The organism is Catellatospora sp. IY07-71 (assembly GCF_018326265.1).
Lineage (GTDB): Bacteria > Actinomycetota > Actinomycetes > Mycobacteriales > Micromonosporaceae > Catellatospora.
The window spans coordinates 774,268-798,664 of the sequence record NZ_AP023360.1; the positions used below are offsets into that span (position 1 = coordinate 774,268).

A 24,397-nucleotide genomic window follows, 5' to 3' on the forward strand; every position below is an offset into this window, starting at 1 on the left:
CTGTCCGACATGTCGGAGCGTTCCCGCGGCTGGAACGAGCTATTGCTGGTGGTGCTGCAACTGCCTCAGGCAGCAGTCAGGAGGCTGAGCTCAGCCCTGACGCTGCTTGTGGCGCGGGTCGTCACAAATGATCATGACCCGGCCGTGCCGGCGGATGACGCGGCACTTGTTGCAGATCTTCTTGACACTCGGCTTGACCTTCACGGCTCGCCTTTGCTGCTGTTCCCCGTCCGCACAGCGTCGGGCCGGGGAAAGACGGACACGGACTCACCCGGTGAGTCAGTGGTTACTTGTAGCGGTAGACGATCCGCCCGCGGGTGAGGTCGTACGGCGAGAGTTCGACGACGACCCGGTCCTCGGGCAGGATGCGAATGTAGTGCTGACGCATCTTGCCGCTGATGTGGGCCAAGACCTTGTGACCGTTCGCGAGCTCGACCCGGAACATTGCGTTCGGGAGTGGCTCGATGACCCGGCCCTCGATCTCGATGGCCCCGTCCTTCTTCGGCATGTCCTCCGCTACCTGACTTAGGGTGAATGGTCGGCCCACCAGTCCATCACGATCCGTGGCACGGATCGCGCCAGCCGCGGTTCCGCCGACCCCCGAAGCGCGGGGAGCATGGCGGAGTGGACGCGGTGCGCCGATTGGTCAGTCTACGCCCACGTGGGCATCGACACCAAACCACCCCCGGCACCCACGTGCGGGAGTGTCGCATTCCACACTCCCCTGCCCGGCTGCCGGAAGATTGCGGCTCCGCGGTGCCGCCGAGCCGAAGATCGCGATTTCGTGTCGAGAAGTGCGGTGTGGCCTGAGCTTTGGACACGAAACGGCGATCTTGCCCCGCTGACCGCGCCGACCCGGCCACGCGACCGGACGGACCGGCCGGGAGTCACAGGTCAGGAGGCGGCGGAGGTCAGCAGGTCGCCGAGACGCGCCGCGCCGCCGTCGGGGGCCGTCAGCACCCAGACGCCGTCTTCGAACAGGCCGATCGAGTGCTCCACGTGCGCGGCGTACGAGCCGTCGGTGGTGACCACCGTCCAGCCGTCGGACAGTTCGGCGGTGCGCGCCGAGCCCATCGTGATCATCGGCTCGATGGCCAGCGCCATGCCGGGGATCAGCTGCGGCCCGCGCCCGGGGCGGCCGTGGTTGTGGATGTGCGGGTCCTGGTGCATGGCGGTGCCGATGCCGTGGCCGCCGTAGCCCTTGACGATGCCGTACTTGCGCGGCGCCTTGCGCACCGCTGACTCCACCGCGTACGAGATGTCGGTGAGCCGCCCCGTGCCGACGCGCACGCCCCGGGCCGCGGCCGCGATGCCGGCCCACATGGCGTCCTCCGCGACCTCGGCCATGCGCAGCAGCTCGGGCCGGGTCTCGCCGACGCCCACGGTGATCGCGGCGTCGCCGTGCCAGCCGTTCAGGATCGCGCCGCAGTCGATGGAGATGAGGTCGCCCTCGGCCAGCACGTGCTTCGGGTTGGGGATGGTGTGCACGATCTGCTCGTTGACCGACGAGCAGATCGTCGCCGGGAAGCCGTGATAGCCCTTGAAGGACGGGATCGCGCCGTGTGACCGGATCACGTCCTCGGCGATCGCGTCGAGCTCGGCGGTGCTCACCCCGGGCTTGACCGCCTCGCGGGTCGCGGCCAGGGCCGCCGCCACCACCAGGCCGGCCGCGCGCATCAACCGCAGCTGCTCCGGGGTCTTGATCTCGATGTCCATGTGCTCGGCCGTCGCCTTCCCCGAACGCCGGTCCCCGCCGGGTGCGCACACCCGGCGGGGTCCCGTGCGATGCTCGGTCGTCCCGCTCAGCGCGACGAGGCGTAGCCGCAGTCCCGCAGGCGCCGGCCCCACCGCCGCGCGCCAGGCAATGTTACGCGCTGAACGAGCGCAGCTCGTTGATGGCCCGCTCGGTGACGTCCTCCACCGGCCCGGTGGCGTCGATGCCGACCAGCTTGCCCTGGGCGCCGTAGTGGTCGACCAGCGGCGCGGTGTCGCGGCCGTAGACCTTGAGCCGCTCCGTGATGGTCTCGGCCTTGTCGTCGTCCCGCTGGTAGAGCTCGCCCCCGCAGCGGTCGCAGACGCCCTCGTTGCTGGTCGGGTCGAACTCGACGTGCCAGATCTTCTTGCAGCCGTGGCAGGTGCGGCGGCCGGACAGGCGCCGGATGACCTCGTCGTTGTCGACGATCAGCTCCAGCACCAGGTCCAGCGTGGCGCCCGTGTCGGCCAGCATCTTGTCCAGCGCGACGGCCTGCGGCACGGTGCGCGGGAAGCCGTCGAGCAGGAAGCCGTCCACGGCGTCCTGCTCGGCCAGCCGGCCGCGCACCATGTTGATGGTCACCTCGTCCGGCACCAGGCCGCCGGCGTCCATGTACCGCTTGGCCTCCAGGCCGAGCGGGGTGCCCTGCGAGACGTTGGCGCGGAAGATGTCACCCGTCGAGATCTTCGGCACGGAGAGGTGCGCGGCGATGAACTCCGCCTGCGTACCCTTGCCCGCTCCCGGCGGACCCACCAGCACCAGCCGCATCACGGCACCTCCCGAAGACCGGCGAACCGGCGGCGCAGGAACGCGCCGCCGATCCGCTGTGCCTGGCTGCTCATCGGAGGAACCCTTCGTAGCTGCGCTGCATGAGCTGGCTCTCGATCTGCTTGACCGTCTCCAGGCCCACACCCACCATGATCAGCACGGCCGTGCCGCCGAAGGGGAAGTTCTGGTAGCTCTGCGAGTCAAGCCAGATGAAGAACATGTTCGGCAGGATCGCGATGATGCCCAGGTAGAGCGCGCCCGGCAGGGTGATCCGGCTGAGGATGAACTCCAGGTAGTCCGCCGTGGGCTTGCCCGGACGGATACCCGGCACGAAGCCGCCGTACTTCTTCATGTTGTCCGCGATCTCGGTCGGGTTGAACGTGATCGAGACGTAGAAGTACGTGAAGAAGATGATCATCGCGAAGTAGAGCGCGATGTAGCTCCAGTGGGTGGGGTCCGTCAGGTACGTCTTGATCCACGTGTAGACGGCGCTCGGATCGTTGGCGTCCATGAACTGCAGCGCCAGCGTGGGCAGGTACAGCAGCGACGAGGCGAAGATGACCGGGATGACACCCGCCTGGTTGACCTTCAGCGGGATGTACGTCGAGGTGCCGCCGTACATGCGCCGGCCGACCATGCGCTTGGCGTACTGCACCGGAATGCGGCGCTGCGCCTGCTCGATGTACACCACCAGCGCGATCACGACCACGACCAGCGCCAGCACGCCGACGAAGCCCCACCAGCCCTTGGCCTCCTTGAGGGTCCAGCCCTCGGCGGGGAGGCGGGCGGCGATCGAGGTGAAGATCAGGACGGACATGCCGTTGCCGACGCCGCGGTCGGTGATGAGCTCGCCCAGCCACATGACGACACCGGTGCCCGCGGTCATGGTGACCACCAGCGCGGTCAGCGTGACCCACTGCGGCAGGCTGGTGTCCGGCACGATCGGGAACTGGTCGCAGGCGCCGTTGAACAGCTGGCCGGAGCGGGCCAGCGCGACGAACGCCGAGGACTGCAGCACCGCCAGGCCCAGGGTCAGGTAGCGGGTGTACTGCGTGATCTTCGCCTGGCCCGACTGGCCCTCCTTGCGGAGCTGCTCCAGGCGCGGGATGACCACGGTCAGCAGCTGCAGGATGATCGACGCCGTGATGTACGGCATGATGCCGAGCGCGAAGACCGACAGCGACAGCAGCGCGCCACCGGAGAAGAGGTTGAGAAGCGTGAAGACCCCGCTCTCGGCGCCGGTCTCCATCGCGGCGATGCACTTCTGCACGTTCCCGTACGAGACACCGGGGCTGGGCAGCGTGGCACCGAGACGGTAGATGGCGATGATCCCGAGCGTGAACAGAATCTTCTTGCGCAGGTCAGGCGTCTTGAACGCACTGACAAAAGCGGAGAGCAACTTCTTCCTCCTGCGCGCGGCACCGGGGGCCGGTGGCTGTGGTAAGGGGCGTGACGGTGATGTATCTCGGTGCGGCCGAGACCGCTTACGGTCGGCCGTCACCGCGCCACGCGCAGTTTACGCGTAGCTGGGATCGGACTCTAACAGTCCCGACGCTCAATGGTCAGGTCTGTGCCGCACATATCTGTGCCAGCCTAGGCCCTGACAGCCGCCGTGCCCAGTAGGAACGACCTGCGTCCGGGCTCAGGAGCCCTTAGCCGAGAGTGGCGCCCGACCAATGGTAGGTCGGGCGCCACTGCTACGGCATTCGCCTTACAGCTCCGTGACGGAGCCGCCGGCGGCAGCGATCTTCTCCTTGGCGGAGGCGCTGAACGCGTGCGCCTTCACCGAGAGCTTCACGCCGCCGAGCTCGCCGGTGCCGAGCACCTTGACCGGGTGGCCCTTGCGGACCGCACCGGCCTCGGCCAGCTCCAGCGGGCCGATCTCGCCGCCGTTGGGGAACAGCTCGGCCAGCCGGTCCAGGTTCACGACCTGGAACACGACCTTGAACTTGTTCCGGAAGCCCTTCATCTTCGGAAGCCGCATGTGGATAGGCATCTGCCCACCCTCGAACGACGGCTTCACCTGGTAGCGGGCCTTCGTACCCTTGGTACCGCGACCGGCGGTCTTGCCCTTGGAGCCCTCACCACGACCCAGACGGGTCTTGGCGGTCTTGGCACCGGGCGCCGGGCGGAGGTGGTGGATCTTGATCGTCATTACTCAACCTCCTCGACCTTCACGAGGTGGCTGACCGCGAAGATCATGCCCCGAATCTCGGGACGGTCCTCCTTGACCACCACGTCGTTGATCCGCTTGAGCCCGAGCGAACGCAGCGACTCGCGCTGGTTACGCTTGCGCCCGATCTCAGAACGCAGCTGGGTCACCTTCAAACGTGCCATTACGCACCCGCTCCCGCACGCGCGGCCAGCAGCGCGGCCGGCGCGACGTCCTCGACCGGCAGCCCACGGCGGGCCGCGATGGCCTCCGGGGACTCCAGCATCTTCAGCGCGGCCACGGTGGCGTGCACGATGTTGATCGGGTTCGAGGAGCCGAGGCTCTTCGACAGCACGTCGTGGATGCCCGCGCACTCCAGCACGGCACGCACCGGGCCGCCGGCGATGACACCGGTACCGGCGGACGCCGGCTTCAGCAGCACGACACCGGCCGCCGCCTCACCCTGCACGGGGTGCGGGATGGTGCTGTTGATGCGGGGGACCCGGAAGAAGTGCTTCTTGGCCTCCTCGACGCCCTTGGCGATCGCCGCGGGCACCTCCTTGGCCTTGCCGTAGCCGACGCCGACGTTGCCCTCGCCGTCACCGACGATGACCAGCGCGGTGAAGCTGAAGCGCCGACCGCCCTTGACGACCTTGGCCACGCGGTTGATCGTGACGACCCGCTCGAGGTGCGGGGTCTTCTCGACCGGCGCGTTGCCGCGGCCCTCGCCGCGACCGCGACGCTCGCCGCGACCGCGGCCCTCGCCGCCCTCAGTGTTACCGGAACCCGTGCCCCGGCGCTGTGGTCCTGGCATTATCCCAGCCACCTTTCCTAGAACTCGAGTCCAGCACCGCGAGCGGCCTCCGCCAGAGCCGCGATGCGGCCCGCGTAGCGGTTGCCACCGCGGTCGAAGACGACCTTGGTGATGCCGGCGGCCTTCGCCCGCTCGGCGAGCAGGGCGCCCACCTTGCCGGCGATGGCGCTCTTGTCGCCCTCGGCGCCCTTGATCGAGGCGTCCATGCTCGAGGCGGACACCACGGTGTGACCCTTGGTGTCGTCCACGATCTGGACCCAGATGTGGCGCAGGGTGCGGTTGACGACCAGGCGGGGGCGCTCGGCGGTGCCGCTGAGGTTGCGGCGGATCCGGAAGTGCCGACGCGCCTTGCCGACGGCCCGCTTGGCGGCGACGCCGTTGCGGCGCTTGAGCAGCGTGGCGGTCACTTCTTACCTGCCTTTCCAGCCTTACCGGCCTTACGGCGGATGACCTCGCCCTGGTACTTGACGCCCTTGCCCTTGTAGGGCTCCGGCGGGCGGATCTTCCGGATGTTGGCGGCAACCTCACCGACGAGCTGCTTGTCGATGCCGGAGATGTGGAACAGCGTCGGCTTCTCCACCGCGAAGGTGATGCCGGCCGGCGGGTTCACCACGACGGGGTGCGAGAACCCGAGCGCGAACTCGAGGTCGGAACCCTTGGCGGTGACACGGTAACCGGTGCCGTTGATCTCCAGGCTCTTCTTGTACCCGTCGGTGACGCCGACGATCATGTTGGCGACCAGGGTACGAGAGAGACCGTGCAGCTCCTTGGCGCGGCGCTCGTCGTTGGGGCGGGTGACCAGCAGCTCGCCGTTCTCCCCGCGCTCCGCGACGATCGGCTCGCTCAGCGTGTGCTCGAGCGTGCCCTTGGGGCCCTTGACCTTGACGGTCTGGCCATCGATGGTGATCTCGACGCCGGAAGGCACCGGGATCGGCTTACGTCCGATTCGCGACATTGCAGACCTTCCTCACCAGACGTAGGCGAGGACTTCCCCGCCCACCCCGCGCTTACGGGCCTGCCGGTCGGTGAGCAGCCCCTGAGACGTCGAAATGATCGCCACACCCAGACCGCCCAGAACACGGGGCAGCTCGGGCGACTTGGCATATACCCGGAGGCCGGGCTTGGAGACGCGCCGGATGCCGGCCAGGCTCCGCTCCCGGTTCGGGCCGAACTTCAGCTCGACGATCAGGCTCTTGCCGACGGCACCCTCGGCGGGCTCCTCGACGGACCAGGCGGCGATGTAGCCCTCGGCCTTGAGGACCTCGGCGACGTTGGCCTTGATCTTCGAGTAGGGCATCGTCACCCGGTCGTGGTACGCCTGGTTGGCGTTGCGCAGACGCGTGAGCATGTCTGCAATCGGGTCGGTCATCGTCATTGTTTATCAGCCTTTCTCGCCGCGGTTCCCGGTGTCACACCGGGCCTACGGCGAAGGGGAAGCCTTGGATTTACCAGGAAGCCTTGGACACGCCGGGCAGCTCACCGCGGTGAGCCATCTCCCGGACGCAGACCCGGCAGAGACCGAACTTGCGGTAGACCGCCTTCGGCCGGCCGCACTTCTGGCACCGGGTGTACGCGCGCACCGCGAACTTCGGCTTGGCCGCAGCCTTGATGATCAGCGCCTTCTTGGCCATGTGCTCAGTTCTCCTTGAACGGGAAGCCCAGGAGCTTGAGCAGCGCCCGGCCCTCATCGTCGGTGGTGGCGGTGGTCACGAGCGTGATGTCCATGCCCCGCACCGCGTCGATCCGGTCCTGGTCGATCTCGTGGAAAACCGACTGCTCGGTCAGACCGAAGGTGTAGTTGCCGTGCCCGTCGAGCTTGCGGCCGTCGAGACCGCGGAAGTCGCGGATACGCGGCAGCGCGATCGACAGGAGCCGGTCCAGGAACTCCCACATGCGGTCGCCGCGAAGGGTGACCTTCGCGCCGATCGGCATACCCTCACGCAGCTTGAACTGCGCGATGGACTTGGTCGCCTTACGGATCTGCGGCTTCTGGCCGGTGATCGCGGTGAGGTCCTTGACCGCACCGTCGATCTTCTTCGAGTCACGGGCCGCCTCACCGACGCCCATGTTGACCACGATCTTCACCAGGCCCGGCACCTGCATCGGGTTGGCGTAGCCGAACTGCTCGCGCAGCTGGCCGACCACCTCGTTGCGGTAGCGCTCCTTCAGACGCGGCAGCGTCTTGGTCTCGGTCGCCGTCGTCATCACAGCTCCTTGCCGGTGCGACGGGAGATGCGAACCTTCACACCGTTCTCGTCGACCTTGTAGCCCACGCGCACGGGCTGGCCGTCCTCGACCACCATCACGTTGGAGACGTGAATCGGCGCCTCCTGGGTGACGATGCCGCCGGTCTTGGCGCCCCGCTGGGTGGTGCGGATCTTCTCGTGCTTGGTGATCCGGTTAACGCCCTCGACCAGGACCTTCTCGGTACGGGGGTAGGCCGCGATGACCGTACCCTCCTTGCCCTTGTCCTTGCCGGCGATGACCTTGACCTTGTCGCCCTTCTTGACCTTCATGGTCACAGCACCTCCGGGGCAAGGCTGATGATCTTCATGAAGCGCTTGTCCCGCAGCTCACGGCCGACCGGGCCGAAGATGCGGGTACCGCGCGGGTCGCCACCGTCCTTGATGATGACAGCGGCGTTCTCGTCGAAGCGGATGTACGAGCCGTCCGGACGGCGCCGCTCCTTGACGGTGCGAACGACGACGGCCTTGACGACGTCGCCCTTCTTCACACCGGCACCGGGGATGGCGTCCTTGACGGTGGCCACGATGACGTCGCCGATGCTCGCGTAGCGCCGACCCGAACCACCGAGAACGCGGATGCACAGGATTTCCCGGGCACCCGTGTTGTCGGCGACTCGCAGTCGCGACTCCTGCTGGATCACGTCAACTCCTGTATGTCTGCCGGTTCTCCGCCCGCCCGGGGGACGGGCGGAGCCTGGCGGAACTCGAACCGCCCGGGACGCCCTGGTGGGCGTCCCGACCGGCTATCTGATCTTCGGCCGCTAGGCGGCCGGCGAACCTGCCGGAGGCAGGGTCACTTGGCCTTCTCGAGGATCTCCACGACCCGCCACCGCTTGGTGGCGGACAGCGGACGGGTCTCCATGAGCAGCACCCGGTCGCCGATGCCGCACGCGTTCTGCTCGTCGTGCGCCTTCAGCTTGCTGGTACGGCGCAGGACCTTGCCGTACAGCGCGTGCTTGACCCGGTCCTCGACCGCCACGACGACGGTCTTGTCCATCTTGTCGCTGACGACCAGACCCTCACGTACCTTACGCCGGTTCCGCTCGACTGCGTTCTCGTTGGTCTCGCTCATGTTCCCTACGCCACCTCAGTCGGCGCGGCCGAGAGCCCGAGCTCACGTTCGCGCATGATCGTGTAGATCCGGGCGATCTCGCGGCGCACCACGTCCAGCCGACGGTTGTTGTCCAGCTGGCCGGTCGCACCCTGCACGCGGAGGTTGAACAGCTCCGCCTTGGCCTCCCGCAGCTTCGCGATCAGTTCCTCGGTGGAACTCTCGCGCAGCTCGGCCGCCTTGGTACCGGCTGCCATCACGCCTCACCCACTTCGCGCTTCACGATTCGGCACTTCATCGGGAGCTTGTGGATCGCGCGGCGCATGGCCTCACGAGCAGTCTCCTCGTTCGGGAACGCCATCTCGAAGAGAATGCGGCCCGGCTTGACGTTCGCCACCCACCACTCCGGCGAGCCCTTACCCGAACCCATCCGGGTCTCGGCGGGCTTCTTGGTCAGGGCCTGGTCCGGGAAGACCGTGATCCAGACCTTGCCACCACGACGGATGTGACGGGTCATGGCGATACGCGCCGACTCGATCTGCCGGTTGGTCACGTACGCCGGCTCCAGCGCCTGAATGCCGAACTCGCCGAACACCACCCGGTTGCCGCCCTTGCTCCGACCGGAACGGTCGGGGTGATGCGGCTTGCGGAAGCCATTCGGAGGCTTACGCGGCATCAGCATTGTTCAGCCCTCCTGCTCAACCGCCGCGGCCGGAGCCGCGTCGGCGTTGTCCTTGGTGAGCTCCGCGGCGGCCGCACGGCCGGCCTCGGTGCCGGCACCGGTCGTGCCGGTGGCACCCGAACGGCCACGGCGCGGCCGCTCGGACCGCTCGCCGCCACGGCCTTCACGGCGCTGGCGGCCCGGGGCCTCGGCCGGGGTCTCGCGACCCGGCACGGCGTCACCCTTGTAGATCCAGACCTTCACGCCGATCCGGCCGAAGGTGGTACGGGCCTCGAAGAAGCCGTACTCGATGTTGGCGCGCAGCGTGTGCAGCGGCACCCGACCCTCACGGTAGAACTCCGTGCGGCTCATCTCAGCGCCGCCGAGACGGCCGGAGACCTGCACCCGGATGCCCTTGACCATGGGGTTCTTCATGGCCGACTGGATCGCCTTGCGCATCGCCCGGCGGAACGCCACGCGGCCCGAGAGCTGCTCGGCGATGCCCTGCGAGACCAGCTGAGCGTCCGACTCGGGGTTCTTGACCTCGAGGATGTTCAGCTGGACCTGCTTCTTGGTGAGCTTCTCGAGCTCGCCGCGCAGGCGCTCGGCCTCCGCACCCTTCCGGCCGATGACGATGCCCGGCCGGGCGGTGTGGATGTCGATGCGGACCTTGTCCCGGGTGCGCTCGATCTCGACCTTGGAAATGCCGGCGCGCTCCAGGCCCTTGGCCATCATGCGGCGGATCGCGACGTCCTCGCCGATGTAGTCCTTGTAGAGCTTGTCCGCGTACCAGCGGGACTTCCAGTCGGTCGAGATGCCGAGCCGGAACCCAATCGGGTGGACTTTCTGACCCATTACTTGGTCTCCTCCTGCTCGGCGGCCTCAACCTCGGGCTTCTCGGCGGCCTTGGCGGCCTTGGCCGGAGTGGCCTTCGCGGCGGCGGTGGCCTTGCGGACCGGCGCCTTCGGCGCGACTGCCTCCACCTCGACGGTGATGTGGCAGGTGCGCTTGCGGATCCGGTACGCCCGGCCCTGCGCCCGCGGCCGGAACCGCTTCAGCGTCGGGCCCTCGTCCACGTACGCGGCGCTGACCAGCAGCGCGTCCGGGTCGAGCCGCTCGTTGTTCTCAGCGTTGGCGATGGCGCTGGCCAGCACCTTGTAGACCGGCTCGCTCGCCGCCTGCGGCGCGAACTGCAGCACCGTCAGTGCCTCCTTCGCGGGCAGACCGCGGACGAGGTTGACCACACGGCGCGCCTTGCTGGCGGACAGGCGCACGTGGCGGGCGACCGCACGGGCGCCCGGCGCGGCCTGCGCGTCATTCGTAGGCATCGTGTTTCCCCTAAATCCTTTAAACGGTCCGCCGTCAGCGACGGCGACTCTTCCGGTCGTCCTTCTCGTGACCCTTGAACGTGCGGGTCAGGGCGAACTCGCCGAGCTTGTGCCCGACCATCGCCTCCGACACGAAGACCGGGACGTGCTTGCGCCCGTCGTGCACGGCGATCGTGTGACCCAGCATCTCCGGGACGATCGTCGAACGCCGCGACCAGGTCTTGATGACGTTCTTGGTGCCCTTCTCGTTCTGCACTTCCACCTTCTTGAGCAGGTGGTCGTCGATGAAGGGGCCCTTCTTCAGGCTGCGAGGCATCTGTCAGCTCTCCCTATTACCCGCGCTTGCGGGTGGCGTAGCGGCGGCGGACGATCAGCTTGTCGCTCGCCTGGCCCTTGCGGCGGGTGCGACCCTCGGGCTTGCCCTTCGGGTTCACCGGGTGACGACCACCAGAGGTCTTACCCTCACCACCACCGTGCGGGTGGTCGACCGGGTTCATCGCGACACCACGGACGGTCGGGCGCTTGCCCTTCCACCGCATGCGGCCGGCCTTACCCCAGTTGATGTTCGACTGCTCGGCGTTGCCGATCTCGCCGACGGTCGCGCGGCAGCGCACGTCGACCTTGCGGATCTCACCCGACGGCATACGCAGCGTGGCGTAGTCGTCCTCGCGGCCCAGCAGCTGGATGCCGACGCCGGCCGAGCGGGCCAGCTTGGCACCGCCGCCCGGACGCAGCTCCACGCAGTGCACGGTCGTACCGACCGGGATGTTGCGCAGCGGCAGGTTGTTGCCCGGCTTGATGTCCGCACCCGGACCCGACTCGATCGGGTCGCCCTGCTTCAGGTCCTTCGGCGCCACGATGTAGCGCTTCTCGCCGTCCACGTAGTGCAGCAGCGCGATACGGGCGGTGCGGTTGGGGTCGTACTCGATGTGCGCGACCTTGGCCGGGATGCCGTCCTTGTCCACCCGCTTGAAGTCGATCAGACGGTACTGACGCTTGTGACCGCCGCCCTGGTGCCGCGTGGTGATGCGGCCGTGAACGTTACGGCCGCCCTTCTTCGGCAGCGGGACGACGAGCGACTTCTCCGGCGTCGACCGGGTGACCTCGGCGAAGTCGGCGACGCTGGAGCCGCGGCGACCCGGCGTCGTCGGCTTGTACTTACGGATACCCATTGTCTTCTATACCCCTCAGCTCACCGGTCCGCCGAAGGCGTCGATGCGGTCGCCCTCGGCGAGCTTCACCATCGCGCGCTTCGTCGCCTTGCGCTGACCCCAGCCGGTGCGGGTGCGCTTGCGCTTGCCCTCGCGGTTGAGCGTGTTCACGGTCAGCACCCGGACGTTGAAGATCTGCTGAATAGCGATCTTGATCTGGGTCTTGTTCGCGTCCGGGTGCACCAGGAAGGTGTACCAGTTGCGGTTCAGCTCGCCGTAGCTCTTCTCAGAGACCACCGGAGCGACGATGATGTCGCGCGGGTCGGCAATCGTCGTCACTTCGAACCCTCCTCAGCGGGCACGCCCAGGAACTCCTCCAGCGCCTCGGCGGTGAAGACCACCTCGTCGCTGACGAGCACGTCGTACGTGTTGAGCTGCCCCGCCTCCAGCAGGTGCACCTCCGGCACGTTGCGCAGGCTCACCCAGTTGATCTCGTCGTTGGCGCCCAGCACGACCAGCACCCGGCGGGCCTCGCCCGCGGTCGCCTTCAGCGTGGCCAGGGCGGCCTTGGTCGACGGGGTCTCGCCGGCCACGAAGCCGGAGACCACGTGCAGCTTGCCGTTGCGGGCCCGGTCCGACAGGGCACCGCGCAGCGCGGCGGCCTTCATCTTCTTCGGGGTCCGCTGGCTGTAGTCACGCGGCTGCGGGCCGTGGACGACGCCACCGCCGGCGAACTGCGGCGCGCGGATCGAGCCCTGACGGGCGCGACCGGTGCCCTTCTGCTTGTACGGCTTCTTGCCGCCACCGGCGACCTCACCGCGGCGCTTCGTCTTGTGCGTGCCCTGGCGCGCGGCGGCCAGCTGGGCCACCACGACCTGGTGCATGAGCGCGATGTTGGCCTGCACGTCGAAGATGTCGGCGGGCAGCTCGACCGAACCGGTCTTGGCGCCCTCAGCGTTGATCACGTCAACCGTGGTCACTTCGCGGCACCACCCTTCTTCGTCTTCGCGGCGCTGCGCACGAGCACGAGCGCACCCTTCGGGCCCGGGATGGCGCCCTTCACCAGCAGCAGGTTGTTCTCGGCGTCGATCGCGTGCACGGTGAGGCCCTGCGCGGTGTAGCGCACGCCACCCATGCGACCGGCCATCCGGACGCCCTTGAACACGCGGCCCGGCGTGGCGCACGCGCCGATCGAGCCGGGCGAGCGGTGCTTGCGCTCGACACCGTGGCTGGCCTTGAGGCCGTGGAAGCCGTGGCGCTTCATGACACCGGCGAAGCCCTTGCCCTTGGTCTTACCGGTCACGTCGACCGCCTGACCGGCGGCGAACGTGGCGACGGTGACCTCCTGGCCGAGCTCGTACGAGCCGGCGTCGGTGGTGCGCAGCTCGACGATGTGGCGGCGCGGCGCGACGTTCGCCTTGGCGAAGTGGCCCGCCTTGGGCTGGCTCACCTTGCGCGGGTTGATCGCGCCGAAAGCCAGCTGAACGGCCTCGTAGCCGTCCGTCTCGGTGGTACGAACCTGGGTGACGACGCACGGGCCGGCCTGCACCACGGTCACGGGGACGACCTTGTTGTTGTCCCAGACCTGAGTCATGCCGAGCTTGGCGCCCAGGATGCCCTTAACTTGCCTGTCCATCAGTGTCGGTCCCTACAGCTTGATCTCGATGTCGACACCAGCCGGCAGATCGAGTCGCATGAGCGAGTCGACCGTCTTCGGGGTCGGGTCGATGATGTCGATCAGACGCTTGTGCGTGCGCATCTCGAAGTGCTCGCGCGAGTCCTTGTACTTGTGCGGCGAACGGATCACGCAGAAACGGTTGATCTCCGTGGGCAGTGGCACCGGCCCTGCGACCTGAGCACCCGTACGGGTCACCGTCTCGACGATCTTCCGCGCCGAGGAGTCGACCACCTCGTGGTCGTAGGCCTTGAGCCGGATGCGGATCTTCTGTCCCGCCATGGTGGCTTCTGTTTCCTTCTCTCAAGCCGCTACCTGCGGCGGCAGACGGTGGGGCCTGCCCCCTGTCCGACCCCCGCGGTCGGGCGTGTCGCGCGCTGAACCAGACTGGGTCCCTATGAAAAGGTCAACCTTGGCTCAGCGGGCATCACGCCCGATCACAGGAGCTGTGCGCCAGAGGTCCGGAGACCCCCCACGCCACGCGAAACGGCGCACTCCAAAGAGCGACCGCTCGCAACGCAACCTGTTCATTATGCCGTATCGACTACGGCCTTGTGAAATCAGGGTGCCGGGGCTCACTAAAACAGGCCCGACCTGCGTACACGTAAAGGTGCGGGCGCCCCGCCCGAGAGCGGGGCGCCCGCGAAGATCACTTGAGGATCTTGGTGACTCGGCCGGCGCCGACCGTGCGGCCACCCTCGCGGATCGCGAAGCGGAGGGTCTCCTCCATGGCGATCGGCTGGATGAGCTTCACGTTCATCTCGACGTTGTCGCCGGGCATGACCATCTCGGTGCCCTCGGGCAGCGTGACGACACCGGTGACGTCGGTGGTCCGGAAGTAGAACTGCGGACGGTAGTTCTGGAAGAACGGGGTGTGGCGGCCGCCCTCCTCCTTGGAGAGGATGTAGACCGACGCCTCGAACTCCGTGTGCGGGGTGGTCGAGCCGGGCTTGACCACGACCATGCCGCGCTCGACGTCCTCGCGCTTGATGCCACGCAGCAGCAGACCGACGTTCTCGCCCGCGCGGGCCTCGTCGAGCAGCTTGCGGAACATCTCGATGCCGGTGCAGGTGGTCTTCATCGACTTCTCGCGGATGCCGACGATCTCGACCTCCTCGTTCGGCTTGAGGATGCCACGCTCGGCACGACCGGTGACGACGGTGCCACGACCGGTGATCGTGAACACGTCCTCGATCGGCATGAGGAACGGCTTGTCGACCTCACGCTCGGGCTGCGGGATCGCGGTGTCGACCGCGTCCATCAGGCCCATGAGCGCGTCGGACCACTTGGCGTCGCCCTCGAGCGCCTTGAGCGCGGAGACCCGGACGACCGGCAGGTCGTCACCCGGGTACTCCTGGCTCGACAGCAGCTCGCGGACCTCGAGCTCGACCAGGTCCAGCAGCTCCTCGTCGTCGACCATGTCGCTCTTGTTGAGCGCCACGACGATGTAGGGAACGCCGACCTGACGGGCCAGCAGCACGTGCTCGCGGGTCTGCGGCATCGGGCCGTCGGTCGCGGCGACCACCAGGATCGCGCCGTCCATCTGGGCGGCACCGGTGATCATGTTCTTGATGTAGTCAGCGTGACCCGGGCAGTCGACGTGCGCGTAGTGCCGGTTCTCCGTCTGGTACTCGACGTGCGCGATGGAGATCGTGATACCACGAGCCTTCTCCTCCGGCGCCTTGTCGATCTCGTCGAACGGGGTGTACGGGTTGAGTGCCGGGAACTTGTCGTGCAGGACCTTAGTGATGGCCGCCGTCAGCGTCGTCTTACCGTGGTCGATGTGACCAATGGTGCCGATGTTGACGTGCGGCTTAGTCCGCTCGAACTTCGCCTTCGCCACTGGTGTCCTCCTGTGGACTGTTGGTTCGTTCGCCCGACGGCGCCGACTGGCGCTTAGGACCTTTGCCCGCCGGGTTCGCCGGCGCTTCTTGCGTTGCTGAGGCCTGTTGAGCTAGGCCGTGGTGACGCCGGCCGGGGCCGGCGTCACCACGGCGGTCACTCTCCGGTGGCCTTAGCGATGATCTCCTTCGCGACGTTCGCGGGAACCTCGGCGTAGGAGTCGAATACCATGCTGTAGCTGGCCCGGCCCTGGGTCTTCGACCGGAGGTCGCCGACGTAGCCGAACATCTCCGACAGCGGCACCAGGGCACGGACGACGCGGGCGCCGCTGCGCTCCTCCATCGCCTGGATGATGCCACGGCGCGAGTTCAGGTCGCCGATGACGTCACCCATGTTGTCCTCGGGCGTGACGACCTCGACGGCCATCATCGGCTCGAGGATGGCGGGGTCGGCCTTGCGGGCCGCCTCCTTCAGCGCCATCGAGCCGGCGATCTTGAACGCCATCTCGGACGAGTCGACCTCGTGGTACTTGCCGTCGATCAGCGTCATCTTGACGCCGACCAGCGGGTACCCGGCCAGCACGCCGTACTGCATCGCGTCCTGGGCGCCGGCGTCGACCGAGGGGATGAACTCCTTCGGGATGCGGCCACCCGTGACGGCGTTGACGAACTCGTACTGCGCCGGGGCGTCCAGCGGCAGCGGCTCGAGGCCGATGATGACGCTCGCGTACTGACCCGAGCCACCGGTCTGCTTCTTGTGGGTGTACTCGAGCTTGTCCACCACGCGGCGGATCGTCTCGCGGTACGCCACCTGCGGCTTGCCGACGTTCGCCTCGACGTTGAACTCGCGCTTCATGCGGTCGACCAGGATCTCCAGGTGGAGCTCGCCCATGCCGGAGATGACGGTCTGGCCGGTCTCCTCGTCGAGCTTCACGCGGAAGGTCGGGTCCTCCTCGGCGAGCTTCTGGATCGCGGTGCCGAGCTTCTCCTGGTCGGCCTTCGTCTTCGGCTCGATGGCCACCGAGATGACCGGGTCCGGGAAGGTCATCGACTCCAGGATCACCGGGTTGGCCGGGTCGCTCAGCGTGTCACCGGTGGTGGTCTGCTTCAGGCCCTGCACCGCGATGATGTCGCCGGCGAACGCCTGCGAGCGCTCCTCACGCTTGTTGGCATGCATCTGGTAGATCTTCCCGACCCGCTCCTTGCGGTCCTTGGTCGAGTTGATCACCGGCGAGCCCGCGTCCAGCGTGCCGGAGTAGACCCGCACGTAGGTCAGCTTGCCCAGGTGCTTGTCAGTCTGGATCTTGAACGCCAGGCCGGAGAACGGCTCGGTCGAGTCGGCGTGGCGGGCGACCGGGGTCTCCCCGTCCATCAGCGTGCCGTCGATGGCCGGGATGTCCAGCGGCGACGGCAGGAAGTCGACGACCGCGTCCAGCATCGGCTGCACGCCCTTGTTCTTGAACGCCGAGCCGCAGACGACCGGGTTCAGCTTGCCGGCGATGGTGGCGCGACGGATCGCGGCCTTGAGCTGCTCGACGGTGAACTCGCCACCCTCGAGGTAGCTCTCCATGATCTCGTCGTCGGCCTCGGACAGGGTCTCGAGCAGCTTGGTGCGCCACTCGTCGGCCTGCTCGGCCAGGTTCGCCGGGATCTCCTCGACCGCGTAGTCCTCACCCTTCTGGGTCTCGCCGCGCCAGGTCAGCGCGCGCATGCCCAGCAGGTCCACGACACCGATGTGGTCGCCCTCGAGACCGATCGGAATCTGCAGCACCAGCGGGGTGGCGTTGAGACGGGTGATCATCATGTCGACGCAGCGGAAGAAGTCCGCACCGGTGCGGTCCAGCTTGTTGACGAAGCACATACGCGGCACGTTGTACTTGTCGGCCTGGCGCCACACGTTCTCGGTCTGCGGCTCCACACCGGCGACACCGTCGTAGACCGCCACCGCACCGTCGAGCACGCGCAGCGACCGCTCCACCTCGACGGTGAAGTCGACGTGGCCGGGCGTGTCGATGATCTGGATCGTGTGGCCCTTCCACTCACACTTGGTCGCAGCGGAGGTGATGGTGATACCCCGCTCCTGCTCCTGCTCCATCCAGTCCATGACGGCAGCGCCCTCGTGGACCTCACCGATCTTGTGCGTGATACCGGTGTAGAACAGGATCCGCTCGGTGGTGGTGGTCTTACCGGCGTCGATGTGCGCCATGATGCCGATGTTGCGGGTCTTGGCGAGGGCGGCGTCTACGGCGGCCACTTCACGATCCTTTCGGTGTGGGACTCAGTCCCGGAAAGTCAAGGGTGTGGAGCCGGCACCGACGAATCGGACCGGCTCCACGACGTTCACCAGCGGTAGTGCGCGAAGGCCTTGTTCGACTCGGCCATCTTGTGCGTGTCCTCACGCCGCTTGACGGCGGCGCCGAGGCCGTTGCTGGCGTCGAGCAGCTCGTTCATGAGGCGCTCGACCATGGTCTTCTCGCGACGGGCGCGGGAGTAGGTCACCAGCCAGCGCAGACCCAGCGTGGTCGCGCGGGCCGGACGGACCTCGACCGGCACCTGGTAGGTCGCGCCACCGACACGGCGGCTGCGGACCTCGAGGGTCGGCTTCACGTTGTCCATGGCGCGCTTGAGCGTCACCACCGGGTCGGTGCCGGTCTTCTCGCGGCAGCCCTCCAGGGCGCCGTACACGACCCGCTCGGCCAGCTGGCGCTTGCCGTTGAGCAGGATCTTATTGACCAGCTGCGTGACCAGCGGCGAGCTGTAAACCGGGTCGGCGTTCAGCGGCCGACGAGGCGCGGGGCCCTTACGCGGCATTACTTCTTCCCTTCCTTGACCAGCTTCGCGCCGTAGCGGCTACGTGCCTGCTTGCGGTTGCGGACACCCTGGGTGTCCAGCGAACCACGAATGATCTTGTAGCGCACGCCGGGCAGGTCCTTAACACGACCGCCGCGGACGAGCACGATCGAGTGCTCCTGCAGGTTGTGACCGACACCCGGGATGTACGCGGTGACCTCGATCTGGCTGCTCAGCTTGACGCGAGCTACCTTCCGCAGTGCCGAGTTCGGCTTCTTGGGCGTCGTGGTGTACACACGCGTGCACACACCCCGCCGCTGGGGGCTCCCCTTCAGCGCCGGCGTCTTGGTCTTGCTCGTCTTCGCCTGGCGGCCCTTACGGACCAGCTGCTGGATAGTGGGCACCGGGTTTCTCCGCTCCCTTTTGCTTCTCTCCGCGGCTCTTCGCCGTGGAAACTTATGTGGCCGTTGGCCGCGTATGCGGCCCGAACTGCTGCGATCGGCGCCGTCCCGGAGCGATCCGAGACGTGTCCCGACCCCCGCGGTCGGGCGTGTCGTCCGGCACACGGGCCCGGCGGCTCGATTTCTCGAGCTGTCGGAGTCTGTCGTTGTCGTGGTGCTACGGTGCCCGGCCCTGTGGGTCAGGCTCTCCGCGTCGGCGCACGCACGAGGGGCCCGGGCAAGCCCGGGCACGAGGGGAAAGAGTACCGAACCGATGGCCCACTGGTCAAAACGGGGTACCTGTCACCCGCGCATCGATGCGCGATTGTGCCGCATGCCGTTCATTCCGAGTTGCCAGCCCGCCGTCGACGCGAACTCCGAACGCCAGTCTACCTCGTCGATTCCCACACCTTGAACCGGATGCCAGACCGTGAGCCAGCTCTCCCCCGGCCCACCGCGAGACGTCGCCTCGCCGGGTCTGCCTCCGAGGCGAAGATCGCGATCTCGTGTCAGAAAGTGCGGTCTGACCACAGGTTCCGACACGAGACGGCGATCTTCGGCCGGTGCCAGCCGTCAGGCGCCCGCGCTGAGGGCGATCGCGACGATGAGGCCGAACGCGGCCAGCAAGAAGCCCACGGCACCGCACACCAGGCCCGAGATCGCGACGCCCCGGCCGGTCATGGTCCCCGCGGCGAGCCGGATCTGACGCATCCCCAGCCAGCCCAGCACGATGCCCGCGGCCCCGAGCAGGATCGCCAGCACCGCGAACGCCCCCGCGACCAGCCCGCCCCAGCCCGGCTCGGCCCCCGTCAGCCCGAAACACCAGACGGCCAGCGACACCAGCACCGACCCGACCCCGGTGGCCAGCGAACTGGCCGCCACGCCGGACGCGGTCTTCGGCGCACCCAGCACCGCCAGCCCGTAGGGTGTCCCCGGCACGACCTCGACCCGCACCGGCGCCGGGTAGCTCACCGGCCGCGGCCCCGCCTGCGCCACCGTCGGCCACGACGGCACAGCCGGACCCTGCACGGCCGGCCGCTGACCCACCGGTCCGTGACCTCCGGAGACCGGCACCTGCCCCCCGGAGTGTTCTGGGCCGGGCGGCACCGTCTGGCCCGCCGGCACCGACGGCCACTGCTGGGCCGGAGCCTGTTCACCCGTGGGCGGCACCGTCGGCCATGGCGCGGCAGGAACCTGCGCCATCGTGGGCCACTGCGAAGCCGGGGCCTGTTCCGCCGTCGGCGGCACCGTCGGCCACTGCGGGGCCGGAGCCTGCTCGGCCGTCGGCGGGACGGTCGGCCACTGCGGCGCGGGAGGCTGCTCAGTCACGCCGCCGATCCTGCCACGTCCGCACCATGCGCCGCCCGCGCCGCCCGCTCAGTCCACGGTCGGCGGGAAGTCCTGGGGCCCGAAGCGCACGCCGCGCAGGAACAGGAACACGACCAGGGCGAGCAGGCTGGCCCCGGCCAGCGCGATACCCAGCCAGGCCAGCCGCTCGGCCCAGCGCACCCGCCCGGCACCGGTGCGCCAGCCCTCACCGGTGCGCAGCTCCGCCCGGGCCTGCCGGGCCAGCGCGAGCGCCACCGTGGCGGGCACGATGCCGCCGACGGCCAGGCCGGTGACCGCGGCCAGCAGGCCGAGCCCGAACGCGGCGGTGGCCTTCGTGTCGGCGACCGGGTCGGGATCGGCGGGATCGCGGGCGGCGAGACCGGCCGGGCCGCCCGCGGACAGAAAAACGGCGTCCCCCATGCCGTGTAAACGACATGGGGGACGCCACGTTCTACGAACGGTTACCGGTACGACCCGAAGTCGAAGTCGTCCAGCGGCACCGCGACACCGGACGCCGGGCCGAAGCCGTAGTCGGTCTCGCCGTACGAGGTCATGGAGTAGACCTTGGCCTTCGCCTCCTCGGTCGGCTCCACCCGGACGTTGCGGTACTTGCTGATGCCGGTACCCGCCGGGATGAGCTTGCCGATGATGACGTTCTCCTTGAGACCGATGAGCGAGTCACTGCGCGCGTTGATGGCCGCGTCGGTGAGCACCCGGGTGGTCTCCTGGAAGGAGGCCGCCGAGAGCCACGACTCGGTCGCCAGCGACGCCTTGGTGATACCCATCAGCACCGGCCGGCCGGCCGCGGGCTCGCCGCCCTCGGAGACCAGGCGCCGGTTCTCGCCCTCGAACTGTGCCCGGTCGACCAGGACGCCCGGCAGGAACTCCGTGGCACCCGAGTCGATGATCGTCACGCGCTTGAGCATCTGGCGGATGATGATCTCGATGTGCTTGTCGTGGATCATCACGCCCTGCGAGCGGTAGACCTCCTGGACCTCGTTGGTCAGGTGGACCTGGACCGCGCGCGGGCCCATGATGCGCAGCAGCTCGTGCGGGTCGATGGTGCCCTCGGTCAGCTTCTCGCCGACCTCGACGTGGGCGCCGTCGTGCACGCGCAGCTTGACGCGGTTCGAGATCTTGTCGTGGACGATCTCCTCGCTGCCGTCGTCCGGCACGATGATGATCTTCTTCGACCGGTCGCCGGCCTCGATGCGGATGCGGCCGGGAGTGTCCGCGATCGGCGCCTTGCCCTTGGGCACCCGCGCCTCGAAGATCTCCTGGACACGCGGCAGACCCTGGGTGATGTCCTCACCCGAGGCCGCACCACCGGTGTGGAAGGTACGCATCGTCAGCTGCGTACCGGGCTCACCGATGGACTGCGCCGCGATGATGCCGACGGCCTCGCCGACGTCCACCAGCTTGCCGGTCGGCAGCGAACGGCCGTAGCAGGCCGCGCAGACGCCCAGCTTGCTCTCGCAGGTGAGCACGGAGCGCACCCGGACGTTCTCGATACCGGCCTTGACCAGCTTGTCGACGACGATCGAGTTGAGGTCGGTGCCGCGGGCCGCGACGAGGTTGCCGGACGGGTCCGACATGTCCTCGGCCAGGGTGCGGGCGTGCGCGCCGGTCTCGGCGTGCTCGTGCACCGACAGCACACCGTCGTGGCGCGTGCCGATCTGCATCGGGATCGCGCGGTCGGTGCCGCAGTCGTCCTCGCGGATGATCACGTCCTGCGAGACGTCCACCAGACGACGGGTCAGGTAACCCGAGTCGGCGGTACGCAGCGCGGTGTCGGCCAGACCCTTGCGGGCGCCGTGCGTGGAGATGAAGTACTCCAGCACGCTCAGGCCCTCGCGGTACGAGGACTTGATCGGCCGCGGGATGATCTCACCCTTCGGGTTGGCCACCAGACCACGGATCGCCGCGATCTGACGCAGCTGCAGCATGTTGCCTCGCGCGCCGGAGTGGATCATGCGCCACAGCGGGTTCTCCAGCGGCAGCGCGGTCTCCAGCTCCTTGGCCACCTCGTTGGTCGCCTTGGTCCACAGCTCGATCAGCTCGCCGCGGCGCTCCTCGGCGGTCATCAGACCACGCTGGTACTGCTTGTCGAAGCGCTCGGCCTCCTTCTCGTACCGCTCAAGGATCTGGCCCTTGCGCGGCGGCGAGATGACGTCCTCCATGCCGATGGTGACGCCAGACCAGGTGGCCCAGTGGAAGCCGGCCTCCTTGAGCGCGTCCAGCGTCGCCGCCAGGGCGACCTTGGGGTAGCGCTCGGCGAGGTCGTTCACGATGCCCGAGAGCTGGCCCTTGCGGACCTCGTGGTTGACGAACCGGTAGCCCACCGGGAGGGTCTCGTTGAACAGGACCCGGCCCAGCGTGGTGTCCAGGATCAGCGGCTCGTTCGGCTCCCACTCCTCCGGCGCGGTCCACGCCTCGGCGCCCGGCCCGTTGTCGACCGAGGTGACGCCCTTGAGGCGGATCCGCACCGGCGCCTGCAGGTGCAGCTCGCCGTTGTCGAAGGCCATCATCGCCTCGGCCTCGGAGCTGAACACCCGGCCCTCGCCCACCATGCCGGTGCGCTTGTGGGTCAGGTGGTACAGCCCGATGATCATGTCCTGGGTGGGCATGGTCACCGGCTTGCCGTCGGCCGGCTTGAGGATGTTGTTGCTGGACAGCATGAGGATGCGCGCCTCGGCCTGGGCCTCGGCGGACAGCGGCACGTGCACCGCCATCTGGTCGCCGTCGAAGTCGGCGTTGAAGGCGGTGCAGACCAGCGGGTGGATCTGGATCGCCTTGCCCTCGACCAGCTGCGGCTCGAACGCCTGGATGCCCAGGCGGTGCAGGGTGGGCGCGCGGTTGAGCAGCACCGGGTGCTCGGTGATGACCTCTTCCAGCACGTCCCACACGACCGGGCGCTGCCGCTCGACCATGCGCTTGGCGGACTTGATGTTCTGGGCGTGGTTCAGGTCGACCAGCCGCTTCATCACGAACGGCTTGAACAGCTCCAGCGCCATCTGCTTGGGCAGACCGCACTGGTGCAGCTTCAGCCGCGGGCCGACGACGATCACGGACCGGCCCGAGTAGTCCACGCGCTTGCCGAGCAGGTTCTGGCGGAACCGGCCCTGCTTGCCCTTGAGCATGTCGGACAGCGACTTGAGCGGGCGGTTGCCCGGACCGGTCACCGGCCGGCCACGGCGGCCGTTGTCGAACAGCGCGTCGACGGCCTCCTGCAGCATCCGCTTCTCGTTGTTCACGATGATCTCGGGCGCGCCGAGGTCGATCAGACGCTTGAGGCGGTTGTTGCGGTTGATGACCCGGCGGTACAGGTCGTTCAGGTCGGACGTCGCGAAGCGGCCGCCGTCGAGCTGCACCATCGGGCGCAGGTCCGGCGGGATGACCGGGACGCAGTCGAGCACCATGCCCAGCGGCGAGTTGCCGGTGGCCAGGAACGCGGCCACGACCTTGAGCCGCTTGAGCGCGCGCAGCTTGCGCTGCCCCTTGCCCGAGCGGATGGTCTCGCGCAGCGAGTCGGCCTCGGCCTCCAGGTCCATGTTCTGGACCAGGGCCTTGATGGCCTCGGCGCCCATGCCGCCGGTGAAGTACTCACCGAAGCGGTCGCGCAGCTCGCGGTAGAGCAGCTCGTCGGTGACCAGCTGCTTGGAGTCGAGCTTGCGGAACGTGTCCAGCACCTCGTCCAGGCGGTCGATCTCGCGCTGCGCCTTGTCGCGGATCTGGCGCATCTCGCGCTCGCCGGCCTCCTTGACCTTGCGGCGCACGTCCGCCTTGGCGCCCTCGGCCTCCAGCTCGGCCAGGTCGGACTCGAGCTTGACCGCTCGCTTCTCGATCTCGGCGTCGCGGGCGTTCTCGGCCTGCCGCTTCTCGGCGAAGATCTCGTTCTCGATGGTGGTCATGTCGCGGTGACGCGCCTCGGCGTCCACGCTCGTGATCACGTACGAGGCGAAGTAAATGATCTTCTCAAGGTCCTTGGGCGCGAGGTCCAGCAGGTAGCCCAGCCGGCTCGGCACGCCCTTGAAGTACCAGATGTGGGTGACCGCGGCGGCGAGCTCGATGTGGCCCATGCGCTCACGGCGCACCTTGGACCGGGTCACCTCGACGCCGCAGCGCTCACAGACGATGCCCTTGAAGCGGACCCGCTTGTACTTGCCGCAGTAGCACTCCCAGTCCCGCTGCGGACCGAAGATCTTCTCGCAGAAGAGTCCGTCCTTCTCGGGCTTCAGGGTGCGGTAGTTGATGGTCTCGGGCTTCTTGACCTCGCCGTGCGACCAGCGCCGGATGTCTTCAGCGCCCGCCAGGCCGATCCGAAGCTCATCGAAGAAGTTAACGTCGAGCACGTTGTATGTCCCTCTTTGCTCGTGTCTTCATCAGTGTCAGTTGATG

At 68.0% G+C, this 24,397-nt stretch carries 33 protein-coding genes; all 33 read right to left on the reverse strand.

The window, feature by feature from the left end; all coding sequences use genetic code 11:
• Positions 1-90 precede the first annotated feature (90 nt).
• The 33 genes from rpmJ to CS0771_RS03620 all read right to left on the reverse strand — a co-directional run bounded on the left by rpmJ (position 91) and on the right by CS0771_RS03620 (position 24,351).
• A complete protein-coding gene (gene rpmJ / locus CS0771_RS03460; RefSeq protein WP_020520458.1) occupies positions 91-204 on the reverse strand; it encodes a 50S ribosomal protein L36 in 114 nt (37 codons plus the stop codon).
• Between the two features lie 82 nt (positions 205-286).
• A complete protein-coding gene (infA, locus tag CS0771_RS03465; RefSeq protein ID WP_007073013.1) occupies positions 287-508 on the reverse strand; it encodes a translation initiation factor IF-1 in 222 nt (73 codons plus the stop codon).
• Between the two features lie 386 nt (positions 509-894).
• On the reverse strand, positions 895-1,716 hold the full coding sequence (gene map, locus CS0771_RS03470) for a type I methionyl aminopeptidase (protein WP_212839753.1): 822 nt from the start codon (positions 1,714-1,716) through the stop codon (positions 895-897).
• 151 nt (positions 1,717-1,867) lie between these two features.
• Complete coding sequence (locus tag CS0771_RS03475; RefSeq protein WP_203741692.1) at positions 1,868-2,521, reverse strand: adenylate kinase; 654 nt, start codon at positions 2,519-2,521, stop codon at positions 1,868-1,870.
• Positions 2,522-2,591: 70 nt separating this feature from the next.
• Positions 2,592-3,920 (reverse strand): preprotein translocase subunit SecY, encoded by a 1,329-nt coding sequence (gene secY, locus CS0771_RS03480; RefSeq protein ID WP_212839754.1) that lies wholly within the window; start codon positions 3,918-3,920, stop codon positions 2,592-2,594.
• A gap of 312 nt (positions 3,921-4,232) precedes the next feature.
• Positions 4,233-4,676 carry a 50S ribosomal protein L15 gene (rplO, locus tag CS0771_RS03485; protein WP_203741696.1) on the reverse strand — a complete coding sequence of 148 codons (444 nt, stop codon included), beginning with the start codon at positions 4,674-4,676 and terminating at the stop codon, positions 4,233-4,235.
• A complete protein-coding gene (gene rpmD / locus CS0771_RS03490; RefSeq protein ID WP_203741698.1) occupies positions 4,676-4,858 on the reverse strand; it encodes a 50S ribosomal protein L30 in 183 nt (60 codons plus the stop codon). Before rpmD ends, rplO begins: the two co-directional genes overlap by 1 nt.
• The gene (gene rpsE / locus CS0771_RS03495; RefSeq protein ID WP_203741700.1) at positions 4,858-5,487 is read right to left on the reverse strand and encodes a 30S ribosomal protein S5; all 630 of its coding nucleotides are present in this window, start codon (positions 5,485-5,487) and stop codon (positions 4,858-4,860) included. The genes rpmD and rpsE overlap by 1 nt, the downstream gene beginning before the upstream one ends.
• 17 nt (positions 5,488-5,504) lie before the next feature.
• Entirely contained in the window at positions 5,505-5,882 is a 378-nt protein-coding gene (rplR, locus tag CS0771_RS03500; protein ID WP_371821546.1) for a 50S ribosomal protein L18, read from the reverse strand.
• An 8-nt stretch (positions 5,883-5,890) separates the two neighbouring features.
• On the reverse strand, positions 5,891-6,442 hold the full coding sequence (gene rplF / locus CS0771_RS03505) for a 50S ribosomal protein L6 (protein ID WP_203741703.1): 552 nt from the start codon (positions 6,440-6,442) through the stop codon (positions 5,891-5,893).
• A gap of 12 nt (positions 6,443-6,454) precedes the next feature.
• Positions 6,455-6,862, reverse strand: a complete 408-nt coding sequence (rpsH, locus tag CS0771_RS03510) for a 30S ribosomal protein S8 (protein WP_212839756.1) — start codon at positions 6,860-6,862, stop codon at positions 6,455-6,457.
• 70 nt (positions 6,863-6,932) lie between these two features.
• Complete coding sequence (locus CS0771_RS03515) at positions 6,933-7,118, reverse strand: type Z 30S ribosomal protein S14 (protein ID WP_155374087.1); 186 nt, start codon at positions 7,116-7,118, stop codon at positions 6,933-6,935.
• 4 nt (positions 7,119-7,122) lie between these two features.
• Positions 7,123-7,692 (reverse strand): 50S ribosomal protein L5, encoded by a 570-nt coding sequence (gene rplE / locus CS0771_RS03520; protein ID WP_212839757.1) that lies wholly within the window; start codon positions 7,690-7,692, stop codon positions 7,123-7,125.
• Entirely contained in the window at positions 7,692-8,009 is a 318-nt protein-coding gene (gene rplX / locus CS0771_RS03525; RefSeq protein ID WP_203741709.1) for a 50S ribosomal protein L24, read from the reverse strand. The genes rplE and rplX overlap by 1 nt, the downstream gene beginning before the upstream one ends.
• A complete protein-coding gene (gene rplN, locus CS0771_RS03530; protein ID WP_203741712.1) occupies positions 8,006-8,374 on the reverse strand; it encodes a 50S ribosomal protein L14 in 369 nt (122 codons plus the stop codon). Before rplN ends, rplX begins: the two co-directional genes overlap by 4 nt.
• 152 nt (positions 8,375-8,526) lie before the next feature.
• Positions 8,527-8,805 carry a 30S ribosomal protein S17 gene (gene rpsQ, locus CS0771_RS03535; protein WP_203741714.1) on the reverse strand — a complete coding sequence of 93 codons (279 nt, stop codon included), beginning with the start codon at positions 8,803-8,805 and terminating at the stop codon, positions 8,527-8,529.
• 5 nt (positions 8,806-8,810) lie between these two features.
• Complete coding sequence (gene rpmC, locus CS0771_RS03540) at positions 8,811-9,041, reverse strand: 50S ribosomal protein L29 (RefSeq protein WP_203741715.1); 231 nt, start codon at positions 9,039-9,041, stop codon at positions 8,811-8,813.
• The gene (rplP, locus tag CS0771_RS03545) at positions 9,041-9,466 is read right to left on the reverse strand and encodes a 50S ribosomal protein L16 (protein ID WP_203741717.1); all 426 of its coding nucleotides are present in this window, start codon (positions 9,464-9,466) and stop codon (positions 9,041-9,043) included. Before rplP ends, rpmC begins: the two co-directional genes overlap by 1 nt.
• Positions 9,467-9,469: 3 nt before the next feature.
• The gene (rpsC, locus tag CS0771_RS03550) at positions 9,470-10,300 is read right to left on the reverse strand and encodes a 30S ribosomal protein S3 (RefSeq protein ID WP_203741719.1); all 831 of its coding nucleotides are present in this window, start codon (positions 10,298-10,300) and stop codon (positions 9,470-9,472) included.
• Positions 10,300-10,773 carry a 50S ribosomal protein L22 gene (gene rplV / locus CS0771_RS03555; protein WP_203741727.1) on the reverse strand — a complete coding sequence of 158 codons (474 nt, stop codon included), beginning with the start codon at positions 10,771-10,773 and terminating at the stop codon, positions 10,300-10,302. Before rplV ends, rpsC begins: the two co-directional genes overlap by 1 nt.
• A 34-nt stretch (positions 10,774-10,807) precedes the next feature.
• On the reverse strand, positions 10,808-11,089 hold the full coding sequence (gene rpsS / locus CS0771_RS03560) for a 30S ribosomal protein S19 (protein ID WP_203741729.1): 282 nt from the start codon (positions 11,087-11,089) through the stop codon (positions 10,808-10,810).
• Positions 11,090-11,105: 16 nt separating this feature from the next.
• Complete coding sequence (rplB, locus tag CS0771_RS03565; RefSeq protein WP_203741731.1) at positions 11,106-11,945, reverse strand: 50S ribosomal protein L2; 840 nt, start codon at positions 11,943-11,945, stop codon at positions 11,106-11,108.
• Between the two features lie 15 nt (positions 11,946-11,960).
• A complete protein-coding gene (rplW, locus tag CS0771_RS03570; RefSeq protein WP_203741733.1) occupies positions 11,961-12,263 on the reverse strand; it encodes a 50S ribosomal protein L23 in 303 nt (100 codons plus the stop codon).
• On the reverse strand, positions 12,260-12,904 hold the full coding sequence (rplD, locus tag CS0771_RS03575) for a 50S ribosomal protein L4 (protein WP_212839758.1): 645 nt from the start codon (positions 12,902-12,904) through the stop codon (positions 12,260-12,262). Before rplD ends, rplW begins: the two co-directional genes overlap by 4 nt.
• Positions 12,901-13,560, reverse strand: a complete 660-nt coding sequence (gene rplC, locus CS0771_RS03580; RefSeq protein ID WP_212839759.1) for a 50S ribosomal protein L3 — start codon at positions 13,558-13,560, stop codon at positions 12,901-12,903. The genes rplD and rplC overlap by 4 nt, the downstream gene beginning before the upstream one ends.
• 12 nt (positions 13,561-13,572) lie before the next feature.
• Positions 13,573-13,881: a 30S ribosomal protein S10 gene (gene rpsJ, locus CS0771_RS03585; protein ID WP_007073037.1), complete on the reverse strand. Its 309-nt coding sequence runs from the start codon at positions 13,879-13,881 to the stop codon at positions 13,573-13,575.
• 367 nt (positions 13,882-14,248) lie between these two features.
• Entirely contained in the window at positions 14,249-15,442 is a 1,194-nt protein-coding gene (gene tuf / locus CS0771_RS03590; RefSeq protein WP_203741739.1) for an elongation factor Tu, read from the reverse strand.
• Positions 15,443-15,597: 155 nt separating this feature from the next.
• Positions 15,598-17,694: an elongation factor G gene (fusA, locus tag CS0771_RS03595; RefSeq protein WP_203741741.1), complete on the reverse strand. Its 2,097-nt coding sequence runs from the start codon at positions 17,692-17,694 to the stop codon at positions 15,598-15,600.
• Between the two features lie 86 nt (positions 17,695-17,780).
• A complete protein-coding gene (rpsG, locus tag CS0771_RS03600) occupies positions 17,781-18,251 on the reverse strand; it encodes a 30S ribosomal protein S7 (RefSeq protein WP_203741749.1) in 471 nt (156 codons plus the stop codon).
• Complete coding sequence (gene rpsL, locus CS0771_RS03605; RefSeq protein WP_120317147.1) at positions 18,251-18,634, reverse strand: 30S ribosomal protein S12; 384 nt, start codon at positions 18,632-18,634, stop codon at positions 18,251-18,253. The genes rpsG and rpsL overlap by 1 nt, the downstream gene beginning before the upstream one ends.
• A 609-nt stretch (positions 18,635-19,243) precedes the next feature.
• Entirely contained in the window at positions 19,244-19,999 is a 756-nt protein-coding gene (locus CS0771_RS03610; protein WP_212839760.1) for a DUF4190 domain-containing protein, read from the reverse strand.
• Between the two features lie 48 nt (positions 20,000-20,047).
• On the reverse strand, positions 20,048-20,419 hold the full coding sequence (locus CS0771_RS03615) for a hypothetical protein (protein ID WP_212839761.1): 372 nt from the start codon (positions 20,417-20,419) through the stop codon (positions 20,048-20,050).
• A gap of 41 nt (positions 20,420-20,460) precedes the next feature.
• On the reverse strand, positions 20,461-24,351 hold the full coding sequence (locus CS0771_RS03620; RefSeq protein ID WP_212839762.1) for a DNA-directed RNA polymerase subunit beta': 3,891 nt from the start codon (positions 24,349-24,351) through the stop codon (positions 20,461-20,463).
• Positions 24,352-24,397: the final 46 nt, after the last annotated feature.